Genomic DNA, 22,492 nt, shown 5'->3' with positions numbered 1-22,492 from the left:
ATGACGGCGGCCCCGATGATCGTCTTCACCATCTGCGCGCGCAATTATCTCGGCTATGCGCAGGCACTCTGGCAATCCTTGACCGCACATCATGACAATGTGCTGTTCCATGTCGCGCTCTGCGACGATGCGAGCGACTTCGATGCGCTGACTTATGGTTTCGACATCATCCAAGTCTCTGACCTCGGCATGGCACGCTGGGCGGAAATGCGCGCAAGCTACAACATCACCGAACTCAATACCGCCCTGAAGCCTTTCGTGTTCCTGCTGCTGTTCGGGCGCTATCCCGGCCAGCCGATTCTTTACCTGGACCCCGATATCCTGGTCTTCAGCCCTTTCATCGAAGTGCAGGCGCTGCTGGATGGCGGCGCCGATTGCATCCTCACCCCGCATATCGTGGCACCCTCCGAATTCGCGGAAATGAACGATCAGCAGTTTCTGCGCTATGGCATCTATAATCTGGGTTTCTGCGTGTTGCGGGCCTTGCCCGAGGTTCGGCGGGTCGTTGCCTGGTGGGCAAGGCGGCTGGAGACGCACTGCGTCATCGCGCTGGAAGAAGGGCTGTTCGTGGATCAGAAATGGGCGGATCTTTTTCCCGCCTATATCGATCGCACGGCCATCCTGCGGCATCCGGGCTATAACGTCGCCTATTGGAACCTCTCCCAGAGACTGGTCCGCGTGGATGGCGCCGGGCATTGGTCGGTCAACGGCGAAGCGCTGCGCTTCTTCCATTTCAGCGGCAACAGGATCGAGACCCGCTCTTTCTTCTCGCGCCACAGCGAAGTCTTTTCTATTGGCACGATCGGCGATGTCCGCAAGCTGCTCGACATCTACCGCGAGTCCGTCATGGCGCATGGCCATGCCTATTACAGCGGCATTCCCTATGCCTTTAGCTGGAGCCAGGGGGACGGCCGGCATGTGCATAGCCCGGCCGGGATCGAAGCGGAACGGCGCGCGGCGGCATCGCCAATGCCTTTTCTTCCAATCACGGCGCAGCCTATCCATGCCGCTGAGCGGCGCAGCGTGGATAGGCTGATTGAGCGCCGTCTATGGGACGGCGAGAATATCCCCGGCTTCTGTGCCCTCTGCCATGCCCCGTCCCGCTTCGACGGCGAACCCCGAGCCGCGAACTGGGGCCGGTCTCTGCACTGCCTGACCTGCCGGCAGCCGAGCCATATCCGGGCCGTGGCAACGCTGCTGGCGCAACGGTGCCGGCCCGGTCATCGTCCCCGGGTCAGCACCAACCACCCCACTCTGCTCGACTGCGACGGGCTGCGCGAGCGCGTCACGGGAGGTGACCGGCCGCCTGCCGATATCCTCGTCCTCTGCCAAAGCGGCACCGGCCGTGATCTCGATCGGTCGCTGGCGGCCGGCTATGACAGTCTCCGTGCCGGGGGCGATGTTCTGCTGACGGACGGCGACGATGCGCCGGACGCCGAAGCCCGATTAGGCGCGGCCGGATTCCGGGACATCACCCGGCTGTTCTACTGGTCGCGCGGTCTGGCTCATTTCGGCGAAAATCTGACGATCCTTGCCGCCCGCAAGCCGCCCTTACTGGATCGCCAGGCCTGACAGGCCGGGGATCATGGAAGCCAGCAGGCTCGGCGGCAGGTCCACTTCCTGCAGGCCCGGCGGAATCCCGAAGACATCCGGCGGCACAGGACCGTAATTGACGGCAACGGCCGTCAATTGCCCGGACGGGATATGGCCTTGGTCATCCGGCCGATTGCCCTGCCCTTGGCCAGCCAGAAGGATGCCGTCACGGGTGACGCAGGCCTCCCCCTGGCCGCCGGGTCCGGTGACGGACCAGTCCATGCAGCCATGACCGGCGACCTGGCGCGGGCCGCGCTGGTGGAAATGCAGGTTCGAGCCAGGCCCCAGGTCGCGGTGCAAAAAGCCCTCGGACGAGACGGCGAAAACGAGGTGCTTGCCAGGGGAGACCAGCATGACGCGTTCATGGCCCCGGTCGAGCAGCAGATAGTCGCCGCCCTGCCCTTCCTGCAGCCGCATCATCTGCAGCGCCGGATCGACGAAAGCCTGGATCTGCATCGGTCCGGTCTGGGTGCTGTTGAGCTGATAGGTAATCGTCGCCGGGCGCTGCGGCTGGATGCTGGGAAAGTCCTGCGCTTGCGCGCGGGACAAGCCGGCGCCCAGCGCAAGGCCAGAGACCGCCATGGCGGCCATAAAGCGGGCCGCGTCGCGGCGGGTCTTGATGGAGGGTTTCATGAAGGATCCTTGCCTAAAGTCTCGATGGCATCGCGCAGCACGCTGTCCTCGGGATGCAGGGGCCATTCGGCCGGCAGATCCACGGCCGCGGTCAGTCGCGCACGATAAAGGTCGCGCGGCACTTCTTCGGTGCCGAATTGTGACAGGTGCTGGGTCACGAACTGGGTGTCGAGCAGCGTAAACCCGCCCAGGCGCAGGCGCGCGACCAGATGCACCAGTGCCACCTTGGATGCATCGCGGGCGCGGGAGAACATGCTTTCGCCGAAGAAGGCGCCGCCGATCGCCAGACCGTAGAGGCCTCCGACCAGCGTATCGCCGTCCCAGCATTCGACGCTATGGGCGTGGCCCTGGCCGTGCAGCGCGGTAAACAACCGCTCGATCACCGGATTGATCCAGGTCTCGGGCCTGTCCCGCGTTGCCTCGGCGCAGCCCGCGATCACGGCCGGAAAATCCCGGTCGGTCGTCACCTGATACTGGCCGGACAGCACGGTGCGGCGTAGCCTCCGGGGCAGATGAAAGCCGTCCAGCGGCAAAACGCCGCGCAATTCCGGGTCAAGCCAATAGAGCCGAAAATTGCCCCGAGTCTCAGCCATCGGAAAGAGCCCGACGCGATAGGCGCGCAGAAGAAGGTCGGGCGTAAGGTCCATGTGCTGGCGCTGCATGCGTCGCATGTGGGATCACTCCGGCCGGCGTAAATCGTCTGGCGCAGTTTTCGGCATTCTTGTGACCTCTCCGATCCCGCAGGATCCATCCGTCACTGGCTGGCCCAGACGACGCGATGCATCCAGGCGATGGCCTCCGTCTCCAGCCTTGTATCGGCCCGCGCCGGGTTAAGCGACCGGGCATCGACGGTGCGAGGGGACCGGCGGACGATCTGGCGGACCATGACGCGGCCCTTGCGGTCCCGCAGCACCACCCGATCGCCGCGTCGGATCGGCGCCAGCGGCGAAATGATGAGAAAATCCCCGTCCCGATAGACGGGTTCCAGCGTATCGCCGCTGACTTCCAGCGCATAGGCATGGGGGTCGGAGACGTCCGGCAGACCGGTCTCATCCCAATCCTTGCCCGATGGATTGCCGGTCTCGTCGAAAAAACCCGGCAGCGCCGCCTGGCTGATGGAAATCATCGGCAGCCTGCGGATCGCCGCGCGGCCGATACCGGCCGGCAAAGCGCGGGCGCCCGAAACCAGGCTGGCGAATTCCTCCAGCGTCGCATCGGTCGCCCCCAGAACCTTGGACACGCTTTCGGTACTGGGCCAGCGGGCTCGGCCATCGGCCGTTGCCCGTTTCGACTGATTGAAGGTCGTGGGGTCCAGCCCGGCGCGGCGGGCGAGGCCGGACGCCGTCAAGCCGCGTTCTGCCGCCAGAGTATCAATCGCGCGCCAAATATCTTCGTGCCGCATCGGGGTTCCATCGGTTTGAAGTGCGGAAGGGCGAATCGGACCGCCCCAAGATAAGAATCTTTACCTATTTTTGGGTTGCAAATCTCTCTCAAAAGCCTTATTTATTATTATATCGAAACGGAAAATTTGACCCGTTTCGTGGGATCGACTGGTCCTGCGTTGAGCCCCCGAAGGCGGCTGCCCCCTTCGCACCCCTAAAAAGCGGATCATCTCATGATGTATAACGAGCCATCGCCCCTGCCATTGCGGGAGCGCCGACCCACGCCCGAACCGGGACGCCCGCAGCGCCGAGGCCAGCCCTTCCGCGACGTCGAAGCCTGTATTTTCTGGACCATCAAGGCCCTGGCCGCAACGGCTGCGGACCAGCCCATCCTGCCAGGGACTCGCGCGCGGACACGCATGGCATCCCCGATCTGCGCACCGGCCGAGGTCGTGAAATGCCTCGACACGCTGTATCGGCGCCGGCGGATCGACCTGCATCATGTCCGTATCCTGCGGATCTGGGGCCATCGCGGCCGTGCGCCCAATCCGGATCAGGCGACGGAACGTGGCGATTGGCGGGTCTGGCGCGAGGCGCTGGAACGGTTGGAATGGCCGCTGCGGTCTTTAGGTATAATTTCCTGTGACTTCGGTGACTGAGGATAAATTTCCTGGCCGTTTGGGAGCGACCTGCCGATGTCTTTCGCGTTCCGCAATCTCTGCGTTCTGGCCTATGCCAATGGCTTCACCCTCTGGCACTACAAGGCCGGAGCCGATCCGCTGGACGATGTCGCGGGTCAGGGCTTTTTCGCCGATGCCTGCGACATGCTGTCGGCCGGCGACATGATCATGATCTCGGCGCGAGACGGCGGCCGCCTCGCCGGTATCGAAACCCGGCAAGGCCAGCCGTCGCTCACGTCTTTAAGCCTATAGGCGATGCTGCCGTCAGTAGCCGTTATTGTAGTAACGGGGGCGCTGCGGCGTCGTCGCGGCACCACCGGCGGCACCCACGGCGCCACCGATCAGGGCGCCGAGCCCAGCGCCTTGGCCGCCGCCGGCAATGCCGCCGATGACAGCACCCGTGCCGGCGCCGATGGCAGCACCACCCAGCGCACGCTGGCCGGGGCTATAGGGATCGGTGCAGCCCGCCAGCAGAACCAGCCCGCCGAGCGTCGCCAAAGCCACCAGATGTTTGCGCATAAACCTTGTCTCCATCTTTGCTGAAGACCGGTCTAGGTCGCGACCTGGGCAGGATCTTTGCCGCTTCGTGGTGACGGCATGGCGGAAAACCGCCAATTATGGCGGCGGGCGGCAAAAGCAGCCCTAATCAGAGGACGATCACGCCAGTGTGTTTGGCCTTCTGCTCGGGCTCGACATGGATAGTGACGACCAGCCCTTCCATTTCCGCCTTCAGCGCGGCTTCGATGCGGTCGCAGATCTCATGCGCTTCCTCAACCGTCATGCTGCCTGGCACGACGAGGTGAAATTGCAGGAAGGTCAGGCGCCCGGCCTGGCGCGTGCGCAGATCATGCGCTTCCAGCGCCCCTTCGGCATGGGCGCCGACGGTGCGGCGAATGCGCAGCAGCGTCTCGTCATCGGGCGCCGCATCCATCAGCCCGCTCAGCGATTGTCGCAGCATCTGGATGCCGGCCCAGAGGATGTAGAGCGCGGTTGCGACGGCGAGCGCCGAATCCAGCCACAGGATGCCGGTGGCAACCACCAGCAGCAGGCCGATCAGAATGCCGGTGGAGGTAATGACGTCGGTGCCCAGATGCTTCGCATCGGCGATCAAGGCCGGCGAGCGCGCCCGCCGTCCCTGCTGCATCAGGAACCAGGCCCAGGCCGCGTTCAGCACGGTCGCGACCAGATTGACCGCCATGCCGACGAAGGGCGTGTGCAGGCTGTCGCCGACTTTCAGATTGAGCCAGACGTGATGCAGGATCGAGAAGGCGGCGACCACAATCAGCACCGCCTCGACCACGGCCGAAAAGAACTCCGCCTTGTCATGGCCGTAGGGATGGTCGTGATCGGCCGGGCGGGACGCAACCCGCAGGGACCAGACGGCGACGATGGCCGTCACGACGTTGACCACCGTTTCCAGCGCATCGGAATAGAGCGCGGCACTGCCCGTTATCCACCAGGCGGCGCCTTTCAGCGCCAGCACGATGAGGCCCACGACGACACTGCCGACGGCCAGACGCAACGCCGGCCGCGGCGCGCCAGGGGCGAGGTCAGGAAGAGGATATTCGTCGATCACTTGGCAGGTCCTGTCGCCGGGGTTGCGGCAGAAGCTGCCCCTGTGACAGCCCGCTTGGCGGTTTATTCGCGCCGCAGCAAACGATCAACCACGAAGGCGGACAACCCTCCCGCGACGAAGTCCTTCTTCAACGCAACTTCATCATATTCGGTCGTCACCCAGTCGAGGAACGAAATACGGCCCTCGGCCTGCTCGGCGTAGCGCAGGAAGAAAGCGTCCAGAATGCCGGTACGCGCTCGGCTCCAATGGCCGAAACGCCAGGAAAGCTGGTTCAAGGCGTCCTTCGAGGTGCCGCCGTTGAAGATCAGGAACAGGCCGGCGGCAAGGCCGGTGCGATCCGCGCCGGACTTGCAATGCATCAGCGCCGGCTCGGCCAGGTTTTGGCAAATGTCATAAAAGCGCAGGATACGGTCGCGATGCGGCGCACCCCGGCTCTCGAAAGCCATGTCGATATGCTTGAGCCCAAGCTGGGCGGAAGCCTCGCGCGACAGCGCGTCCGACCCGCAGAAGCGCTTGCCCCGCAGATTGATGACGGTCTTGATGCCCAGCTTGCGCTGAGCCGCCGCCAGCCGCCAGGCAGTCGGATGGTTGCAGCGATAAAGCCGCCCCGGCGCTACCTCGGCCCAGTTAGACCAGACCAGCCGGAAGACGGAATGGTCGACGAACAGCGAATCGGACCAGGCGGCCAGGCGGCCGCCGGTCGTCGCGATATCACCCTTGAACATGCAGAAACCTGATCCGGTAAAGCCTTAGCCTTGCCGCTGTACCATCAGCTTCTTGATTTCGCCAATCGCCTTGGCCGGGTTCAGGCCCTTGGGGCAAGTTTCGGTGCAGTTCATGATGGTATGGCAGCGATAGAGCTTGAAGGGATCTTCCAGCGCATCCAGCCGGTCCCCGGTATGCTCGTCGCGGCTGTCGGCGATCCAGCGATAGGCGGCCAGCAGCACGGCCGGCCCAAGGTAGCGGTCACCGTTCCACCAATAGCTGGGGCAGCTTGTGGTGCAGCAGAAGCACAGGATGCATTCCCACATGCCGTCCAGCTTGGCGCGTTCTTCCACGCTTTGCAGACGCTCGCCATCGGGGGGCGGCGGGGTTTCGGACTGTAGCCAGGGCTCGATGCTGCGATACTGCGCATAGGCCTGGGTCAGGTCGGGTACCAGATCCTTCACCACCGCCATATGCGGCAGCGGGTTGATCTTGACCGGGCCCTTCACCGCCTCGATCGGCTTGAGGCAGGCCAGCGTATTGGTGCCGTCGATATTCATGGCGCAGGAGCCGCAGATGCCTTCACGGCAGGAGCGGCGGAAGGTCAGCGTGCTGTCGACCTCGTTCTTGATCTTGATCAGCGCGTCCAGCACCATCGGCCCGCAGGCATCAAGGTCGATTTCGTAGATATCGACATGCGGGTTCTTCTCGTCATCCGGATTCCATCGATAGACGCGGAATTCCTGAACTCGTGTGGCTCCAGCCGGCGCCTTATAGCGCTGGCCCTCGACCACCTTGCTGTTCTTCGGAAGGGTAAATTCTGCCATGTGCCAGGCTCCGGTCCGCGCGACTTAGTAGACGCGCTTCTGAGGCGGAAAGACCGAGACTTCATTCGTCAGGGTCTGCATTTTCACGGGACGATAGCCGAGCGCCACATCGCCCTTGGCATCGCACCAGGCGAGTGTGTGCTTCATCCAGTTGACGTCGTCGCGGTCCGGGAAGTCGTCATGCGCCTGGGCGCCACGGCTTTCCGTGCGGGCTTCGGCACCGACCATGGTGGTCATGGCGGCACCCATCAGGTTGTGCAGTTCCAGCGCTTCGACAAGGTCGGAATTCCAGATCAGGCTGCGATCGGAGACGGACATGTCGTCCATCCCCTTCCAGACCTTCTGGATCTTCTCGACGCCGAGCGTAAGGCTTTCCGAATTGCGGAAAACCGCCGCGTGGGACTGCATCGACCGCTGCAGGTCCGCACGGAGATCGGCCACGCGCGTGCCGCCCTTCGCGTTGCGGGTGGTGTCGAAGCGGTCCAGCGAGGCTTCGCCCGCGCCCGCCGGCAGCGGCGCTTGCGTAGCACCGGGCTGGATGGTCTCCGCCGCGCGATGGGCGGCGGCGCGGCCAAACACGACCAGATCGAGCAGCGAATTGGTGCCGAGGCGATTGGCGCCATGGACCGAAACGCTGGCGCATTCGCCGACGGCCATCAGGCCGCGCACGATACGGTCGGGGTCTTCCGGCGTCGGGGACAGAACCTCGCCGTGATAATTCGTGGGGATACCGCCCATATTGTAATGCACGGTCGGCAGAACCGGGATCGGCTCCTTGGTCACGTCGACACCTGCGAAGACCTTGGCCGTCTCGGAAATGCCGGGCAGGCGCTGATGCAGCAATTCCCCGCCGAGATGCTCCAGATGCAGCAGGATATGGTCCTTGTTCGGACCCACGCCCCGGCCTTCGTTGATTTCAATGGTCATGGAGCGGGAGACGACGTCGCGGCTGGCCAAATCCTTCGCGGTCGGCGCGTAACGCTCCATGAAGCGCTCGCCGGCGGCATTGGTGAGATAGCCGCCCTCGCCGCGCGCGCCTTCGGTGATCAGACAACCAGCACCAAAAATGCCGGTGGGATGGAACTGCACGAATTCCATGTCCTGCATCGGCAAGCCGGCGCGGATCACCATGCCGTTGCCGTCGCCGGTGCAGGTATGGGCGGATGTGCAGCTTTGATAGGCGCGGCCGTAACCGCCGGTCGCCAGCACAACGGTCTGCGCGCGGAAGCGGTGGATTGTGCCGTCATCCAAATTCCACGCCATGACGCCGCGGCAGGAGCCGTCTTCGTCCATGATCAGGTCGAGCGCGAAGTATTCGACGAAGAATTCAACCTCGTGCTTCAGGCTCTGCTGATACAGCGTATGCAGGATGGCGTGGCCGGTGCGGTCGGCAGCGGCGCAGGCGCGCATGGCGGGCCGCTTGCCGTAATCCTGCATATGACCGCCGAAGGGACGCTGATAGATGCGGCCGTCCTCGGTGCGGCTGAAGGGCACGCCGAAATGCTCAAGCTCATGGATCGCCGGAATGGCGTTGCGGCACATATATTCGATGGCGTCCTGGTCACCCAGCCAGTCCGACCCTTTGACGGTGTCGTACATGTGCCAGCGCCAGTCATCCTCGCCCATATTGCCGAGTGCGGCGCCGATGCCGCCCTGGGCCGCCACGGTGTGGCTGCGCGTCGGAAAAACCTTCGTCACGCAAGCGGTTTTCAAACCGGCGGCGCCCATGCCCAAGGTCGCGCGCAGCCCAGCGCCACCGGCGCCGACCACGACGACGTCATAGGTATGGTCGATGATGTTATAGGCGCCGAGGGACGGCTTCGAGATCGCGTTCATCGTGACGCCCTCTTCAGATCGCGAGTTTCAGGACGGAAAGGACAGCGGCCAGGCCCAGCAGCCAGACGATGGCGCGCATCACCATGAGCCAGATCAAACGCTGGCCTTCCTCATGGACATAATCCTCCAGCACCATCTGCAAGCCGAGCTGCGTGTGATGGAAGGACGCGACGATCAGCGCGATAAGCAGGACAGCGACCAGAGGATGCGAGACCCAATGGACGATATCGGCCTGCGGATGACCGGCCATCGACAGGACGGAGAAGACGAACCACAGCGTCAGCGGGATCAGCGCGACGGAGGTGACACGCTCGGCCCACCAGTGATGCACGCCGGATTTGGCGGAGCCCAGACCCTTGACCCGCCCGAGCGGCGTGCGCCGCATCGTGACGGAGAGTTTCTCATTCTGTGCCATGGGTATTGATCCTCAGAGCCAGACGGCCAGGCCGATGATCCAGCAGATGACCGTCATCACGGCCGTCGCGGCGACGACGACGAGGGCGGTCTGGTGCGAGGTCTTGATCTCGAAACCCCAGCCCATATCCCACAGCAGATGCCGGATACCGTTGAAGAAGTGGTACCAAAGGGACAGCGTCCAGCCGAACATCAGGATAAGCCCGATGGGCGAACCGATGAACCCTTGCGCAACGGCGAAGGATTTGGGGCCGCTGGCGGCGGCGACCAGCCACCAGACCATCAGAATCAGCCCGACCGAGAGCGCGATGCCCGTCATGCGGTTGATGATCGACGTCGAGGAGCTGACCTGGGGCTTGTATACTTGAAGATGGGGCGACAGGGGCCGGCGCACGAGCTTTCCGTCGCTACGCTTGCCGATCATTAATGCGTCGCGCACATCTGGCATAAGCGATTCCACTTACGTTCTATTTTGACCAACTGTGCGCGATGAAGAAAAATGTCGTGCGCAATTGGCACTGGGGCCGGATTTGTTCCGAACCTCTCTAGTCTCGCTGCTGCACCCGGTCAACGCAGGTGCAGCATACTGATATGGCAGGGCAGCCCCGTCCCCAGGGGCTAACCTACAGCGATGAATACTTTCGATCTTTTCAGAAGAAACCGAATTTTCGACGCCCATCTACTTCCGTCGCCCCCGGGCCTAGCCGGCCACACTTGTTCCGGGGGCCTACCCAGTGAGGCGCCCAAACGGGTAGTTGCCCGGCATGAAGCCGGGCATGACGATTAAATGGGAAACGATGCCGTAATGCCCGTCGTTCAAATCACGCCCCGACCTGGGCCAGCCAATCCTGCAGGTTATAATAATTCGTGATGCGCGCCACTTTACCGTCTCGCAGCGTGAAGAAGGCGCCGGCCGGCAGAACATAGGTCTGGCCGTTCGCCTCGGGCAGGCCCTCGTCGGTCGCGAGATAGGTGCCATTCACGATGAATTCGGCCGCGCCACGGTCGGGCGTCGGCCCCGCCATGATCACCATATCCGTCAGCTGCTCGCGGTAGCAGCGGGTCATGTGGTCAACGAAACGGCCGAACGCCTCCTTGCCCACCTGGCGTTCGCCCTGGTTGATGTCATGCGCCACGTCATCGGTCAGCACATCCAGAAAAGCCTGCTTATCCCCGGCATTGAAGGCCGCGTAATAGGCCCCGATCACCGCCGTCACGTCGCTCATACCCGTCCTCATCCTCTGAAATGGTGCCTTGCCTTGCCGGGAGGCCGCAGGGGCCGTAATGGGAAACCCCTTTTAAAAGCCTTGGCGAGCCCATGAACCCGAGTTCCGCGAACGCGCGCAAGCCCCTGAGCTTCCAGGGCATCATTCTCAAGCTGCACGAATACTGGTCCGATAAGGGCTGCGTCATTCTGCAGCCCTATGACATGGAGGTCGGTGCCGGCACCTTCCATCCGGCCACGACCTTGCGCGCGCTCGGCGCGAAGCCTTGGAAAGCGGCCTATGTGCAGCCCAGCCGCCGCCCGACCGACGGCCGCTACGGCGAGAACCCGAACCGGCTTCAGCATTATTACCAGTATCAGGTGCTGATCAAGCCAAGCCCGGCGGATGCCCAGGCGCTGCTGCTGGGCAGCTACAAGGCCATCGGCATCGATCTTGAGCGTCACGATATCCGCTTCGTCGAGGACGACTGGGAAAGCCCGACACTGGGCGCCTGGGGCCTGGGCTGGGAAGTCTGGTGCGACGGCATGGAGGTGACGCAGTTCACCTATTTTCAGCAGGTCGGCGGCATTGCCTGCGCGCTCCCCAGCATGGAACTGACCTACGGGCTGGAACGTCTGGCCATGTATGTCCAGGGCATCGAGAACGTCTATGACCTCGATTTCAACAGCCAGGGCGTGACCTACGGCGACGTCTTCAAGCGCGCCGAGGTCGACTACAGCAAGCATAATTTCGAATACGCCAATACCGAGATGCTGGCGCGGCACTTCGTGGATGCCGAGGCCGAGTGCCAATCCCTGCTGAACGCCAAATTGGCCCAGCCGGCCTATGACCAGTGCATCAAGGCCAGCCATCTCTTCAATCTGCTGGATGCGCGCGGCGTCATCAGCGTCACCGAGCGCGCCGCCTATATCGGCCGCGTCCGCACCCTGGCGCGCGGCTGCTGCGAAGCCTGGCTTGCCGGAGAGCAGGAGTAACCCCCATGGCCGAACTGCTCATCGAACTCTTCTCGGAAGAAATCCCGGCCCGCATGCAGGCGCAGGCGGCTGAAAACCTGGCGCGACTGCTGGGGGAAGCACTGTCCGCCCTCGCGCCGCGCGACACCCGCAGCTTCTACGGCACCCGCCGCATTACCTGGGCCGGCCAGATCGCGGCCGAAGTGCCGGCGTCCACCGTCAGCGAGCGCGGGCCGAAGCTGGGGGCGCCGGAACAGGCGCTGGCCGGCTTCCTGCGCAAGCACGGCGCGGATCGCGCGGATATGCGCGAGGAAGGCGGCTATTACCTGCTCGAAAAAGCCATTCCCGGCCGCCCGGCGGCTAACCTGATCGCGGAGGCCATGCCCGCGCTGCTGCGCCGCTTCCCCTGGCCCAAATCCCAGCGCTGGGGCGGCACCAGCCAGTTCACCTGGGTGCGCCCGCTGCGCCGGATTCTGTGCCTGCTCGATGGCAAGGTGGTGCCGTTTAACCTCGCCTTGGGTGATGATGACGGCCACGGACTGGCGTCTTCCGACCAGACCGAAGGCCACCGCTTCCTCTCCCCCGGCGCCATCACCATTACCGGTACGGCGGATTATCTGAGCAAACTGCGCGCGGCGCATGTGCTCGCCGATTTCGCCGAACGCCGCCAAGTGGTGGCCGACGGCATCGCTGGCCGCGCGGCGGAAGCCGGCTACAGCATCGTGCCGGATGAAGGCCTGCTGGACGAAGTCGCCGGTCTGGTGGAATGGCCGGTGGCCCTGCTGGGCCGCATCGATGACGACTTCATGGGCCTGCCCCCCGAAGTCCGGCAGGTCTCCATGCGCGTCAACCAGCGCTATTTCGCCCTGACCAATGCCCAGGGCGCGCCCGCCCCGGCTTTCGTCTTTGCCGCCAATATCGTGGCGCCCGATGGCGGCGAGGCGATCATCCACGGCAATGAGCGCGTGCTGCGCGCGCGCCTGTCCGACGCCCGGCATTTCTGGGATCTGGACCGGGCGCAGACCCTTGCCTCCCGCCTGCCGGCGCTGGAGAAGGTGACGTTTCACGCGAAACTCGGCAGCCAGTCCGCCCGCGTCGCACGGCTGAAGGCCCTGGCCCCGGTCATCGCGCAAGCCATCGGCGCCGACGCAACGGAAGCCCAGCGCGCGGCGGAACTCGCCAAGGCTGATCTCACCACCGGCATGGTCGGCGAATTCCCGGAGCTTCAGGGGGTCATGGGCGGCTATTACGCCCTGCATGACGGCGAGAGCGAAGCGGTTGCCGCCGCCATCCGCGAGCATTACCAGCCGAAAGGCCCGGGCGACGCGGTGCCGACCGCGCCCGTCTCCATCGCCGTCGCGCTGGCCGAAAAGATCGAAATTCTGGTTGGCTTCTTCGGTATCGGTGAAAAGCCTAGCGGCTCTGGCGATCCTTACGCGCTGCGCCGTGCGGCGCTTGGCATCATCCGCATCATCCGCGAAAACGGTCTCCGTCTGTCCCTGCGCCAACTGCTCGCTCAGGCGCAGACGCTTTTCGACGGAGTCGTCGATGAGAATGCAGGCCTGACCGAAGACGTCCTCGCCTTCATCATCGAACGCCTGCGCGTGCAGCTGCGTACGGAAGGCCGCCGGCATGACGTTCTGGCTGCCGCCTTCGCCGCCGCCAATGACGATGATCTGACCCGTCTGCTGGCTCGCGCCGATGCGGTGGAAGCCCTGCTCGGCACGCCGGAAGGCACGGACCTGCTCGCCGGCTACCGCCGGGCCGCGAATATTCTGCGCGCCGAGGAAAAAAAGGCTGCGCTCGGCGATCTTGCCGTCGACACCGCGCTTTTGTCGGATGAGGCGGAGATTGCTCTGGCGGCCGCGCTTGAAAGCGCAACAGCTCAAGTCACAAAAGCGCTGAGGGAAGAAAATTTCTCGCTCGCAATGACGCAATTGTCGGAACTTCGGCCTGTGGTCGATGAGTTTTTCGATAAAGTGACCGTGAATGCAGACGACCCCGCCACAAGAACGAATCGCCTCGCACTCCTCAAACGGCTAAGATCCCTGACCGATCAATCAGCCGATTTCTCAAGGCTGGAGACAACAGGGGCCGTCTGAATGAGCGATGTGACCACCAAGTGGGTCTACAATTTCGGCGCGGAGGCTAACGAAGGCCGCGCCGGCATGAAAAACCTTCTGGGCGGCAAGGGCGCCAATCTGGCCGAAATGGCCAGTATCGGCCTGCCGGTGCCACCGGGGTTCACGATCACCACCGAGGTCTGCACCGCTTTCAATAGCGCGGGACGGCATTATCCTGCCGACCTGCAAGCCCAGGTCACTGACGCTCTGGCCCGCGTCGAAGACGCGGTCGGGCTGACATTCGGAGACCCGGCCAAGCCCCTGCTGGTCTCCGTCCGCTCCGGCGCCCGGGTGTCCATGCCCGGCATGATGGACACCGTTCTCAATCTTGGCCTGAATGACGAGACCGTTCGCGGTCTCGTTTCTGCTTCTGGCGATGCCCGCTTCGCCTGGGACAGCTACCGCCGCTTCATCCAGATGTTCGGCAGCGTCGTCCTCGGCGTCGATCATCACCGGTTCGAGGAAATCATCGAACAGGCCAAGATCGATGCCGGCGTCGTGGAGGATACGGCGCTGACCGCCGCGCAATGGCAGGAAGTCGTCGCAGAATATCTCCTGCTGGTCGAGACGGAAACCGGCAAGCCCTTTCCGCAATCGCCCGAGGATCAGCTGTGGCGGGCCATCGGCGCGGTTTTCGGCAGCTGGATGAACCAGCGCGCCATCACCTATCGCCGCCTGCATGACATTCCGGCCGATTGGGGCACGGCGGTGAATGTGCAGGCCATGGTCTTCGGCAATAGGGGCGCCGATTGCGCCACCGGCGTGTGCTTCACGCGTGACCCCTCGACCGGCGAGGACGTCTTCTATGGCGAATTCCTGGTCAATGCGCAGGGCGAGGATGTCGTCGCCGGCATTCGCACGCCACAGCCGCTGTCCCAAGCGCGCGCCAAACCCGGCGAGGTCAGCATGGAGCAGGCCCTGCCCGCCGCCTATGCGGAGCTGCTGACGGTCCGGGAAAAACTGGAACAGCACTATAAGGATATGCAGGACATCGAATTCACCGTGCAGAGCAACAAGCTCTACATGCTGCAAACGCGGAACGGGAAGCGCACAGCAACCGCCGCTCTGCGCATTGCGGTGGAAATGGCGGAATCCGGCCTGATCACGCGGGACGAGGCGCTGATGCGCGTCAATCCAGCGGCGCTCGACCAGTTGCTGCATCCGATGCTGAACCCCGATGCACCACGCACCCTGCTGTCGCGCGGCCTGCCGGCCTCGCCCGGTGCGGCATCCGGCATCGTCGTCTTCTCGGCCGATGAAGCCGAGATGCGGGCGCAGAAGGGCGAAGCGGTGATTCTCGTGCGGGTCGAGACCAGCCCAGAGGATATCCACGGCATGCATGCGGCGCGCGGCATTCTGACGACGCGCGGCGGCATGACGAGCCATGCGGCGGTCGTGGCGCGCGGCATGGGCCGCCCCTGCGTGTCCGGCGCCGGCGGCGTCGCCGTCGATTACGGCACACAGACCCTTTCCGCTGGCGGCCGCATGGTGCGGGCCGGCGAGGCCATCACCATCGACGGTGCGACCGGCGAGGTCTTCATCGGCTATGTGCAGATGATCGAGCCCAAGGTTTCCGGCCATTTCGGCACTATGATGGGCTGGGCGGACGCGGTCCGCACGCTGAAGGTGCGCAGCAATGCCGAAACGCCGCTCGACGCCGAGACGGCGAAAAAGTTTGGGGCCGAAGGCATCGGCCTTTGCCGCACCGAGCATATGTTCTTCGATCCCGAGCGGATCGGCGCCGTCCGCCAGATGATCATGGCGGGTGACGAGGATGGCCGCCGCAAGGCGGTCGCGAAGCTACTGCCCTTCCAGCGCGGCGACTTCATCTCGCTCTTCCGCATCATGGCCGGCCTGCCGGTGACCATCCGCCTGCTCGACCCGCCGCTGCATGAATTCCTGCCGCATGGCGACCAGGAACTGGCAGAAATCGCGGCGGCCCTCGGCGTCGATTTCGCCACCATCCAGCGCCGGGCGGCCGATCTCTCGGAAGCCAATCCCATGCTGGGCCATCGCGGCTGCCGCCTGGGCATCACCTATCCTGAAATCTATGAGATGCAGGCTCAGGCGATTTTCGAGGCGGCGCTGGCTGTGGCGGCGGAAACCGGCGCGGCTCCGGTGCCGGAAATCATGATTCCGCTCGTCGGTGCGCCGCGCGAGCTGGAAATCACACGGGCATTGGTCGACAAAGCGGCGGCAGCCGTCTTCGCCGACAAGGGGCAGAGCATCGCCTATCAGGTCGGCACCATGATCGAGCTGCCGCGCGCCGCCCTGCTGGCCGACAGAATCGCGAAAAGCGCCGATTTCTTCAGCTTCGGCACCAATGACCTGACACAGACCGTCTATGGCCTGTCGCGCGACGATGCCGGTAAATTCCTGCCGCATTACGTCGACAACGGCATCTATGAAAAAGATCCCTTCGTGTCACTTGACCGTGATGGCGTCGGGCTTCTGGTGCAGATGGCGGCAGAAAAAGGGCGGCAGACGAAGCCCGGCCTCAAGCTCGGCATCTGTGGCGAGCATGGCGGCGACCCGTCCTCCATCGCCTTTTGCCAGGAAGCCGGGCTCGATTACGTGTCCTGCAGCCCATATCGGGTGCCGGTGGCGCGTCTGGCGGCTGCCCAGGCCGCGATTGGAAACCGGGTGGACCGCACCAGCTGACGATCCATCACCTTGCCTGAATGATGGCAAAGTCAGCCATGATGTGACCATTTCTTGGGTGCTTGCTCATGTGATGGATGGTGTGGGTAGCCAAACGGCGCTACCCACACGATCTGCCACCGAAGAGCAAGGAGACGGGTTATGACCGAGGCGCAGCTGTTTGGTTCGTCATTGACGCCGCTTAATGACGGCCCGTTGATCTCCGTCGTCGTGCCCGTGCGCAACGAAGCCCCCAATATCCTGCCGCTGATCGGTGAAATCCGCGCGGCACTTTCGGGTATTTCCTATGAAATCGTCTATGTCGACGACGGCAGCACGGACGAGACGCCGGCCCGTCTGCGTCAGGCGCTGGCCGAAGGCGCACCCTTGCGCATCATCCGGCACAAGAACAGCTGCGGCCAGAGTGCCGGCGTCATCACCGGCGTCAAGCATGCACGCGGCACCTGGATCGCGACGCTGGACGGTGACGGCCAGAATGACCCCGCCAGCATTCCGGAAATGCTGGCCCGCGCCCAGACCGAGGAACGCAGCGGCGGCGGCCCGATCCTGATCGCCGGCTGGCGGCAGAAGCGCCGCGATACCTCGGCCAAGCGCTACGGCTCGCGCATCGCCAATAAGGTTCGCGCCTCGATCCTGAAGGACGATACGCCTGACACGGGCTGCGGTCTGAAAGTCTTCCGCCGTGACGCCTTCATCGACATTCCGCATTTCGACCATATGCATCGCTTCCTGCCGGCGCTGTTCATCCGCCAGGGCGGGCGCGTGATTTCGGTGGCTGTGAACCACCGCCACCGGATGGAAGGCGTCTCCAACTACAACAATTGGCAAAGGCTGAAAGTTGGCATCGTCGATCTGGCCGGCATGTATTGGCTGCAGCGCCGCTGGCGCGGCCCGCAGATTGATGGTCAGATCATCGAACCGCCTGTCGCTGCAATCGCCCGCCGTCCGGTCGAGACCACAAGCTCGGGCCAGAACGTTGACCTGTCCGGGGAGCTGAACACATGAGTGCCATATCCTCCCATTCCGCTTTACCGGGACGGCGACCGGAACCCTGGAAGCTCTTCGTCAAGCCGCTGGGTCTGGCACTGGGTCTGGTCGTCGCCGGTGTCGTTCTGAAAACCCTGGCCGGTGGCGTGAAGGGCGGTCTTTTCGCGCATTACGTGATGGGCCATGGCATCGAGGGCGAGGTGATCTTCGTCCTCGGCGGCGCGCTGCTGACGGCGGCCGGCCTGCCGCGCCAGGCGGTCGCCTTTGCCGGCGGCTATGCTTTCGGGCTGAAGATGGGTCTGGCGCTGGCGATGGTGGCGCAGATTCTGGGCTGCGTCGCCGATTTCTACTGGGCTCGCGCCATCGCGCGCGACTGGGTGCGGGGGCGCATCGGCAAACGTCTGGCGAAGCTGGATGACCGGTTGAGCGCACAGCCGTTCACGGCATCGCTGACGCTCCGGTTATTGCCCATCGGCAATAACGTTTTGCTGAGCCTGCTCGCAGGCCTGTCCTCGGTCAGCGCCCCGGCATTTCTGATCGCCTCGGCCATCGGCTATGTGCCGCAGACCCTGGTTTTTGCCCTGCTGGGCAGCGGCGTTCAAGTTTCACACACAACGCAGATCGTGCTTGCGGTCGTGCTCTTCGTGCTGTCGGCCGGTCTCGGCCTGCTGCTCATGCGGCGCGTAAAGCCTATGCAGGCCGGCTGAACGCCGCCTCTATTCCGGCCCGGCGGAAGGCTTCCGCCGGGCCGATGCCTTCCGCGCGCAAGGCGCGCAGCGACAAAGCCCCATCCCGTTTCGACAGTTTCGCCCCCTGCGCATCCGTCAGCAGGGCGTGATGTGCGTAGTCAGGCACAGGCCAATCCATCAGCGCCTGGATCAGCCGGTGAATATCGGTCGCCAGCCGCAATTCCTCCCCGCGCGTCACCAAAGTCACGCCCTGGACAGCATCGTCATGGCAGACGCAAAGATGATAGCTGCCAGGACAATCCTTCCGCGCCAGCACGACATCGCCGAACGCCTCCGGCCGGCAGATGACGCGGCCCAGGCCTTCCTCCTGATAATCCAGTTTGCCGAAGCGAGCATGGGCGGCGCCCGTGCGCAGCCGCCAGGCATGGGCCTGTCCTGCCGCAACGCGATCCTCAGCCTCGGCCAGCGACAGCCCAGCGCAGGTGCCAGGATAGACCGGCCCATCTGGCCCATGCGGTGCCTGGGTGGAAACCGCCACTTCCCGCGCGATATCGGCGCGGGTGCAGAAACAGGGATAGAGCAGGCCCTGTCCCCGCAGCTTGTCCAAGACGACCTGATAGTCGGGCAGATGGTCCTGCTGGCGGCGCACAGGCCCGTCCCAGTCCAGGCCGAGCCAAGTCATATCGTCCAGAATGCTTGCTTCGTATTCCGGGCGGCAGCGCGTCGCGTCGATATTTTCGATCCTGAGCAGAAACCGGCCGCCGGCGTCCCGCGCCCGCGTCCAGGCCGTCAGCGCCGCACAGGCATGGCCCAGATGCAGATAGCCCGTGGGGCTGGGCGCGAAACGCGTCACCGTCATGGTGTTGGTAGCGGGCTTGTGCATGGCATAGGGGCTCGGATCAGCAGCCGTTTGCTGTAGCATCGAAGCCTGATGACAGGCACTGGGAGGACAGAATGGCGCATCTGACGGCACCGAGCTTCGGCCCAGCGGCGGGCGGCGCACCCCGGCAACTGGTCGTTATCTGCCACGGCCTTGGAGCGAATGGCGACGATCTCATTCCGCTCGCGCCGGTTCTGGCACCGGCCCTGCCCCATGCGCTGTTCGTGGCGCCGCACGCGCCGGAACCCTGCGACCTCGTCTCCCCGGAAGAAGGGGTTCATGCGCGGCAATGGTTCAGCCTGCGCGACTGGAGCCCGGCGGCCATGGCGGCCGGTGTGCGCCGCACCCGCCCGGTGTTTGACCGTTTTCTGGACGAGACCCTGGCCGAGCATAAAATCCCCGAGACTGACTACGCGCTCCTTGGCTTCAGCCAGGGCGCCATGATGTCCCTGTTCACGGGCCTGCGCCGCATCGTGCCGCCGCGCGCCATCCTCGCCTATGCCGGCATCCTGCTCGACCCCGAGGCTTTGGCCGAGGAGATTGTCAGCCGGCCGCCGGTACTGCTGGTGCATGGCGACGCGGACAATGTCGTCTCGGTCGAATTCTCGCGCATGGCAGCCGAGGTTCTGAAGCGGCAGCAGGTGCCGACGGAGCTTCTGATCGAGCCCGGTTTGGGTCATGCCATTGACAATGCGGGCATTACCGCCGGCGCGCGCGTTTTGGCGGGGGCATTTTCCCAAGGTTAAGGGGCGCCTGGCGCGGCATGCCAGATGAATCCCCCATGACACAATGGCAGAGACGCTTGCCGAGACCGGCAGCCTTTGCAATAGTCGCGTCAGGAATTCAGCGGCGTACCATATTTGGTTCGATCCTTGGCTTTTCCCGACCAGATGTGGTCGCTCTTGAAGGAGCGACGATCGGCTTATGGCTAGACGCCTAAACACGCTCTGGTTCGAGGACATCCTTCCTGTCCCTGACCGTACCATCTCTGCTGCGAGGGCCATCCGGTGAGCCAATCCCCAGCCGGACTGCAGACCCTCGTGCTCAATGCGGATATGCAGCCGCTCAGTTGGGGACCGCTATCCGTCTGGCCCTGGCAGGACGCTTTGGTCGCGGTGCTGCAAGACCGGGTCAGTCCGGTCATTAATTATGAGACCGAGGTCCGGTCCGCCAATCAAAGCTTTCCCATTCCATCCGTCGTGGCCCTCAAGCGCTATCACAAGCGCAAGCATGTGGCCTTCACCCGTTATCATGTCTTTCTGCGCGACGGATTCCGCTGCCAATATTGCGGCGACAGCCTGACGGCGAAGGAATTGACCTTCGACCATGTCATTCCTCGCTGCCGGGGTGGCACCACCGTCTGGCACAATGTCGTCACCTGCTGCCAGCGTGACAATCTGTTCAAAGGCAGCAAGTCGCTGTCCGAAAGCGGCCTGCGGCTGCTGCGCTCGCCCTACGAGCCGTCACCGCATCAGATCGACGAATTTGCCAAGCGCCACGCGACACGGGATTACTTGCACAAGACCTGGCTCGACTTCCTGTATTGGGATGCCGATCTGGAAGCCTGATTGGCCGCTCTCTGTTGTCGTCCGCGCAGCACATGCGCGGACGACAAATTATATACGGATTAGCCGGTCCAGCCGCCGTCGAGGCTGATCCACTGCGTCTCGTCCGATCCCTGCACCAGCAGCAGAACTTCGGTCTCGTGATCGCTGCGCATGCCGGCGATTTCGTCCAGAAAATCCCGCAAATGCAGAACCGGCTTGCCGCCGAGCTGAAGGATGACATCCCCCGCCGCCAGACCCTGGCGGGCCGCGACGCTGTTCGGCGCCACGGCGGTAATCACCACGCCATGCGTATCGGCGGCGATATTGTATTTGCTGGCAAGCGCCGGCGTCACATCCGACAGCGTCAGACCCAGGCCGGTAACCGGCGCGGGCGGCGCCGGCGCGGGTGACGGCACCTTCGGCGCGGCAGCCGGGGCGGAGGACGCAGGCTCGTCCGTCACCGTCAGATTGGCGACCGCTTCATGCCCGTCGCGCCAGTAATCGACCTCCGCCGGTTGTCCCACCGGGCTTTCCTGCACCAGACGCGGTAGGGATTTCATGTCGCTGACCGGATGGCCATCGAAGGTCAGGATGACGTCGCCGGGCCTGAGATGGGCTTTGGCCGCCGGACTGTCGGTCGCGACGGTGCCGATGACCGCGCCATTGGCGTCCGGCATTTTCAGCAAGGTTGCGATATCGGGCGTTACCGACTGCACCTGGGCGCCGATCCAGCCGCGCCTTGGCTTGCCGTATAGCTCCAACTGATTGACGACGGCCGAAACCTCGTCCGAGGGAATGGCGAAACCGATGCCCACGGACCCGCCGGAGGGCGAGTAGATGGCGGTATTGATGCCGATGACATTGCCATGCATGTCGAACAGCGGACCGCCGGAATTGCCACGATTGATGGCGGCATCCGTCTGGATATAGTCGCTGGACCCGTCTTCTTGCAGGTCTCGGCCCCGGGCGCTGATGATGCCGGCGGTGACGGTGCCGCCCAAGCCGTAGGGATTGCCGATCGCGATCACCCAGTCGCCGATGCGCGCCATGCGCGACGGGCCGAAATGCACGGCTTTCAGCGGATGATTGGGATGCACGCGCAGCAGCGCGATATCGTTCTGCGTATCCCGCCCGACCAGCGTCGCCGGCAGGGCCGTGCCATCGGACAGGATCACGCTCATGCTCTGGGCGCCGTCGATGACATGATTATTCGTCACGATCAGGCCGGAGGGGTCAATGATGAAGCCGGAGCCCAGGCTTTGCATCTCGCTGCCGCTCGCGGTCGCGTCCGGGCTGCCCGGCCCCTGCGTATTGTGCAGGAACTGCTCGAAGCTCTTGTCGATGGCGGAGGCGGCAGGCGCCGGCGGACTGCCGGCCCCCTGCCCGCTGTCGTCATTGCCCGGATTATCCGCGCCATTCGTGGCGCCGCCGTCAGGGGACGGCTGGCCGTCCGGCGCGGACGAACCGCCGCCGCCGGAGGTCGCATTACTATCGGGACTGCCCGCCTGGGTACTGGCGACATTGACCACCGACGGCAGCAATTGCGCCGCGAGGTCTGCGAATCCGGTCGGCACATCATGCGCCGTGGCAAGCGGGGCAGCGCCCAGAAACAGGGCCGCGGAAGCGAGCAGAAGGGCGCGCATGGGTCTGGTTAGCTCATCCGGTGGACAGAGATGACGTGAAGGGGGATTGTGCGCGTGCGAGCGCATGATCACAAGCGCGACGAGATGAGACGGGAAAAACCATGATCTCATCACCGCCCCCGCCGCTCGGACGATCA

General features: G+C 64.1%; 23 protein-coding genes. 10 read left to right on the top strand and 13 right to left on the bottom strand.

The window, feature by feature from the left end:
- Window positions 1-1,572, top strand: coding sequence for a hypothetical protein (locus tag ASILVAE211_RS00235; RefSeq protein ID WP_227319282.1), 1,572 nt, complete (start codon window positions 1-3; stop codon window positions 1,570-1,572).
- Here ASILVAE211_RS00235 and ASILVAE211_RS00230 read toward each other — a convergent pair.
- From ASILVAE211_RS00230 to ASILVAE211_RS00220, 3 genes are all read right to left on the bottom strand, one after another.
- The gene (locus ASILVAE211_RS00230) at window positions 1,552-2,226 is read right to left on the bottom strand and encodes a hypothetical protein (RefSeq protein ID WP_227319281.1); all 675 of its coding nucleotides are present in this window, start codon (window positions 2,224-2,226) and stop codon (window positions 1,552-1,554) included. The genes ASILVAE211_RS00235 and ASILVAE211_RS00230 overlap by 21 nt on opposite strands.
- A complete protein-coding gene (gene aat / locus ASILVAE211_RS00225; protein ID WP_227320094.1) occupies window positions 2,223-2,888 on the bottom strand; it encodes a leucyl/phenylalanyl-tRNA--protein transferase in 666 nt (221 codons plus the stop codon). Before aat ends, ASILVAE211_RS00230 begins: the two co-directional genes overlap by 4 nt.
- Window positions 2,889-2,980: 92 nt before the next feature.
- Window positions 2,981-3,628: a S24 family peptidase gene (locus tag ASILVAE211_RS00220; protein WP_227319280.1), complete on the bottom strand. Its 648-nt coding sequence runs from the start codon at window positions 3,626-3,628 to the stop codon at window positions 2,981-2,983.
- Window positions 3,629-3,841: 213 nt separating this feature from the next.
- On the opposite strand from ASILVAE211_RS00220, the gene ASILVAE211_RS00215 reads away from it, so the two are divergent.
- Entirely contained in the window at window positions 3,842-4,267 is a 426-nt protein-coding gene (locus ASILVAE211_RS00215; RefSeq protein ID WP_227319279.1) for a hypothetical protein, read from the top strand.
- 36 nt (window positions 4,268-4,303) lie between these two features.
- On the top strand, window positions 4,304-4,540 hold the full coding sequence (locus ASILVAE211_RS00210) for a hypothetical protein (RefSeq protein WP_227319278.1): 237 nt from the start codon (window positions 4,304-4,306) through the stop codon (window positions 4,538-4,540).
- 12 nt (window positions 4,541-4,552) lie between these two features.
- Here ASILVAE211_RS00210 and ASILVAE211_RS00205 read toward each other — a convergent pair whose 3' ends face one another.
- The 8 genes from ASILVAE211_RS00205 to ASILVAE211_RS00170 form a co-directional block, all read right to left on the bottom strand.
- Complete coding sequence (locus ASILVAE211_RS00205) at window positions 4,553-4,807, bottom strand: hypothetical protein (RefSeq protein ID WP_227319277.1); 255 nt, start codon at window positions 4,805-4,807, stop codon at window positions 4,553-4,555.
- Window positions 4,808-4,934: 127 nt separating this feature from the next.
- Window positions 4,935-5,864, bottom strand: a complete 930-nt coding sequence (locus tag ASILVAE211_RS00200; RefSeq protein ID WP_227319276.1) for a cation diffusion facilitator family transporter — start codon at window positions 5,862-5,864, stop codon at window positions 4,935-4,937.
- Window positions 5,865-5,926: 62 nt separating this feature from the next.
- Entirely contained in the window at window positions 5,927-6,589 is a 663-nt protein-coding gene (locus ASILVAE211_RS00195; RefSeq protein ID WP_227319275.1) for a tyrosine-protein phosphatase, read from the bottom strand.
- Between the two features lie 24 nt (window positions 6,590-6,613).
- Window positions 6,614-7,396: a succinate dehydrogenase iron-sulfur subunit gene (locus tag ASILVAE211_RS00190; protein ID WP_227319274.1), complete on the bottom strand. Its 783-nt coding sequence runs from the start codon at window positions 7,394-7,396 to the stop codon at window positions 6,614-6,616.
- A gap of 24 nt (window positions 7,397-7,420) precedes the next feature.
- Entirely contained in the window at window positions 7,421-9,232 is a 1,812-nt protein-coding gene (gene sdhA / locus ASILVAE211_RS00185; RefSeq protein ID WP_227319273.1) for a succinate dehydrogenase flavoprotein subunit, read from the bottom strand.
- 13 nt (window positions 9,233-9,245) lie between these two features.
- Window positions 9,246-9,647, bottom strand: a complete 402-nt coding sequence (gene sdhD, locus ASILVAE211_RS00180) for a succinate dehydrogenase, hydrophobic membrane anchor protein (protein WP_227319272.1) — start codon at window positions 9,645-9,647, stop codon at window positions 9,246-9,248.
- Window positions 9,648-9,659: 12 nt separating this feature from the next.
- Window positions 9,660-10,094 (bottom strand): succinate dehydrogenase, cytochrome b556 subunit, encoded by a 435-nt coding sequence (gene sdhC / locus ASILVAE211_RS00175; protein WP_227319271.1) that lies wholly within the window; start codon window positions 10,092-10,094, stop codon window positions 9,660-9,662.
- Window positions 10,095-10,467: 373 nt separating this feature from the next.
- Window positions 10,468-10,872: a ketosteroid isomerase-related protein gene (locus tag ASILVAE211_RS00170; RefSeq protein ID WP_227319270.1), complete on the bottom strand. Its 405-nt coding sequence runs from the start codon at window positions 10,870-10,872 to the stop codon at window positions 10,468-10,470.
- A gap of 92 nt (window positions 10,873-10,964) precedes the next feature.
- Between ASILVAE211_RS00170 and ASILVAE211_RS00165 the strand changes: the two genes are divergently transcribed.
- From ASILVAE211_RS00165 to ASILVAE211_RS00145, 5 genes are all read left to right on the top strand, one after another.
- On the top strand, window positions 10,965-11,846 hold the full coding sequence (locus ASILVAE211_RS00165) for a glycine--tRNA ligase subunit alpha (protein ID WP_227319269.1): 882 nt from the start codon (window positions 10,965-10,967) through the stop codon (window positions 11,844-11,846).
- A 5-nt stretch (window positions 11,847-11,851) separates the two neighbouring features.
- Window positions 11,852-13,927 carry a glycine--tRNA ligase subunit beta gene (gene glyS, locus ASILVAE211_RS00160; protein WP_227319268.1) on the top strand — a complete coding sequence of 692 codons (2,076 nt, stop codon included), beginning with the start codon at window positions 11,852-11,854 and terminating at the stop codon, window positions 13,925-13,927.
- Window positions 13,928-16,609 (top strand): pyruvate, phosphate dikinase, encoded by a 2,682-nt coding sequence (ppdK, locus tag ASILVAE211_RS00155; protein ID WP_227319267.1) that lies wholly within the window; start codon window positions 13,928-13,930, stop codon window positions 16,607-16,609.
- Window positions 16,610-16,750: 141 nt separating this feature from the next.
- Window positions 16,751-17,614, top strand: a complete 864-nt coding sequence (locus ASILVAE211_RS00150) for a glycosyltransferase family 2 protein (protein ID WP_227319266.1) — start codon at window positions 16,751-16,753, stop codon at window positions 17,612-17,614.
- Window positions 17,611-18,303 (top strand): TVP38/TMEM64 family protein, encoded by a 693-nt coding sequence (locus ASILVAE211_RS00145; RefSeq protein ID WP_227319265.1) that lies wholly within the window; start codon window positions 17,611-17,613, stop codon window positions 18,301-18,303. Before ASILVAE211_RS00150 ends, ASILVAE211_RS00145 begins: the two co-directional genes overlap by 4 nt.
- Here the strand turns inward: ASILVAE211_RS00145 and gluQRS are convergent.
- A complete protein-coding gene (gene gluQRS, locus ASILVAE211_RS00140) occupies window positions 18,287-19,144 on the bottom strand; it encodes a tRNA glutamyl-Q(34) synthetase GluQRS (protein WP_227320093.1) in 858 nt (285 codons plus the stop codon). The genes ASILVAE211_RS00145 and gluQRS overlap by 17 nt on opposite strands.
- A 95-nt stretch (window positions 19,145-19,239) precedes the next feature.
- On the opposite strand from gluQRS, the gene ASILVAE211_RS00135 reads away from it, so the two are divergent.
- Both ASILVAE211_RS00135 and ASILVAE211_RS00130 read left to right on the top strand, forming a co-directional pair.
- The gene (locus ASILVAE211_RS00135) at window positions 19,240-19,911 is read left to right on the top strand and encodes an alpha/beta hydrolase (RefSeq protein WP_227319264.1); all 672 of its coding nucleotides are present in this window, start codon (window positions 19,240-19,242) and stop codon (window positions 19,909-19,911) included.
- A gap of 309 nt (window positions 19,912-20,220) precedes the next feature.
- Entirely contained in the window at window positions 20,221-20,733 is a 513-nt protein-coding gene (locus ASILVAE211_RS00130) for an HNH endonuclease (protein WP_264478648.1), read from the top strand.
- A 59-nt stretch (window positions 20,734-20,792) separates the two neighbouring features.
- Here ASILVAE211_RS00130 and ASILVAE211_RS00125 read toward each other — a convergent pair whose 3' ends face one another.
- On the bottom strand, window positions 20,793-22,355 hold the full coding sequence (locus ASILVAE211_RS00125; RefSeq protein ID WP_227319262.1) for a Do family serine endopeptidase: 1,563 nt from the start codon (window positions 22,353-22,355) through the stop codon (window positions 20,793-20,795).
- Window positions 22,356-22,492 lie beyond the last annotated feature (137 nt).

Source organism: Acidisoma silvae (genome assembly GCF_020618775.1).
Classification (GTDB): domain Bacteria; phylum Pseudomonadota; class Alphaproteobacteria; order Acetobacterales; family Acetobacteraceae; genus Acidisoma; species Acidisoma silvae.
This window is presented reverse-complemented; position numbering and strand designations above follow the sequence as displayed.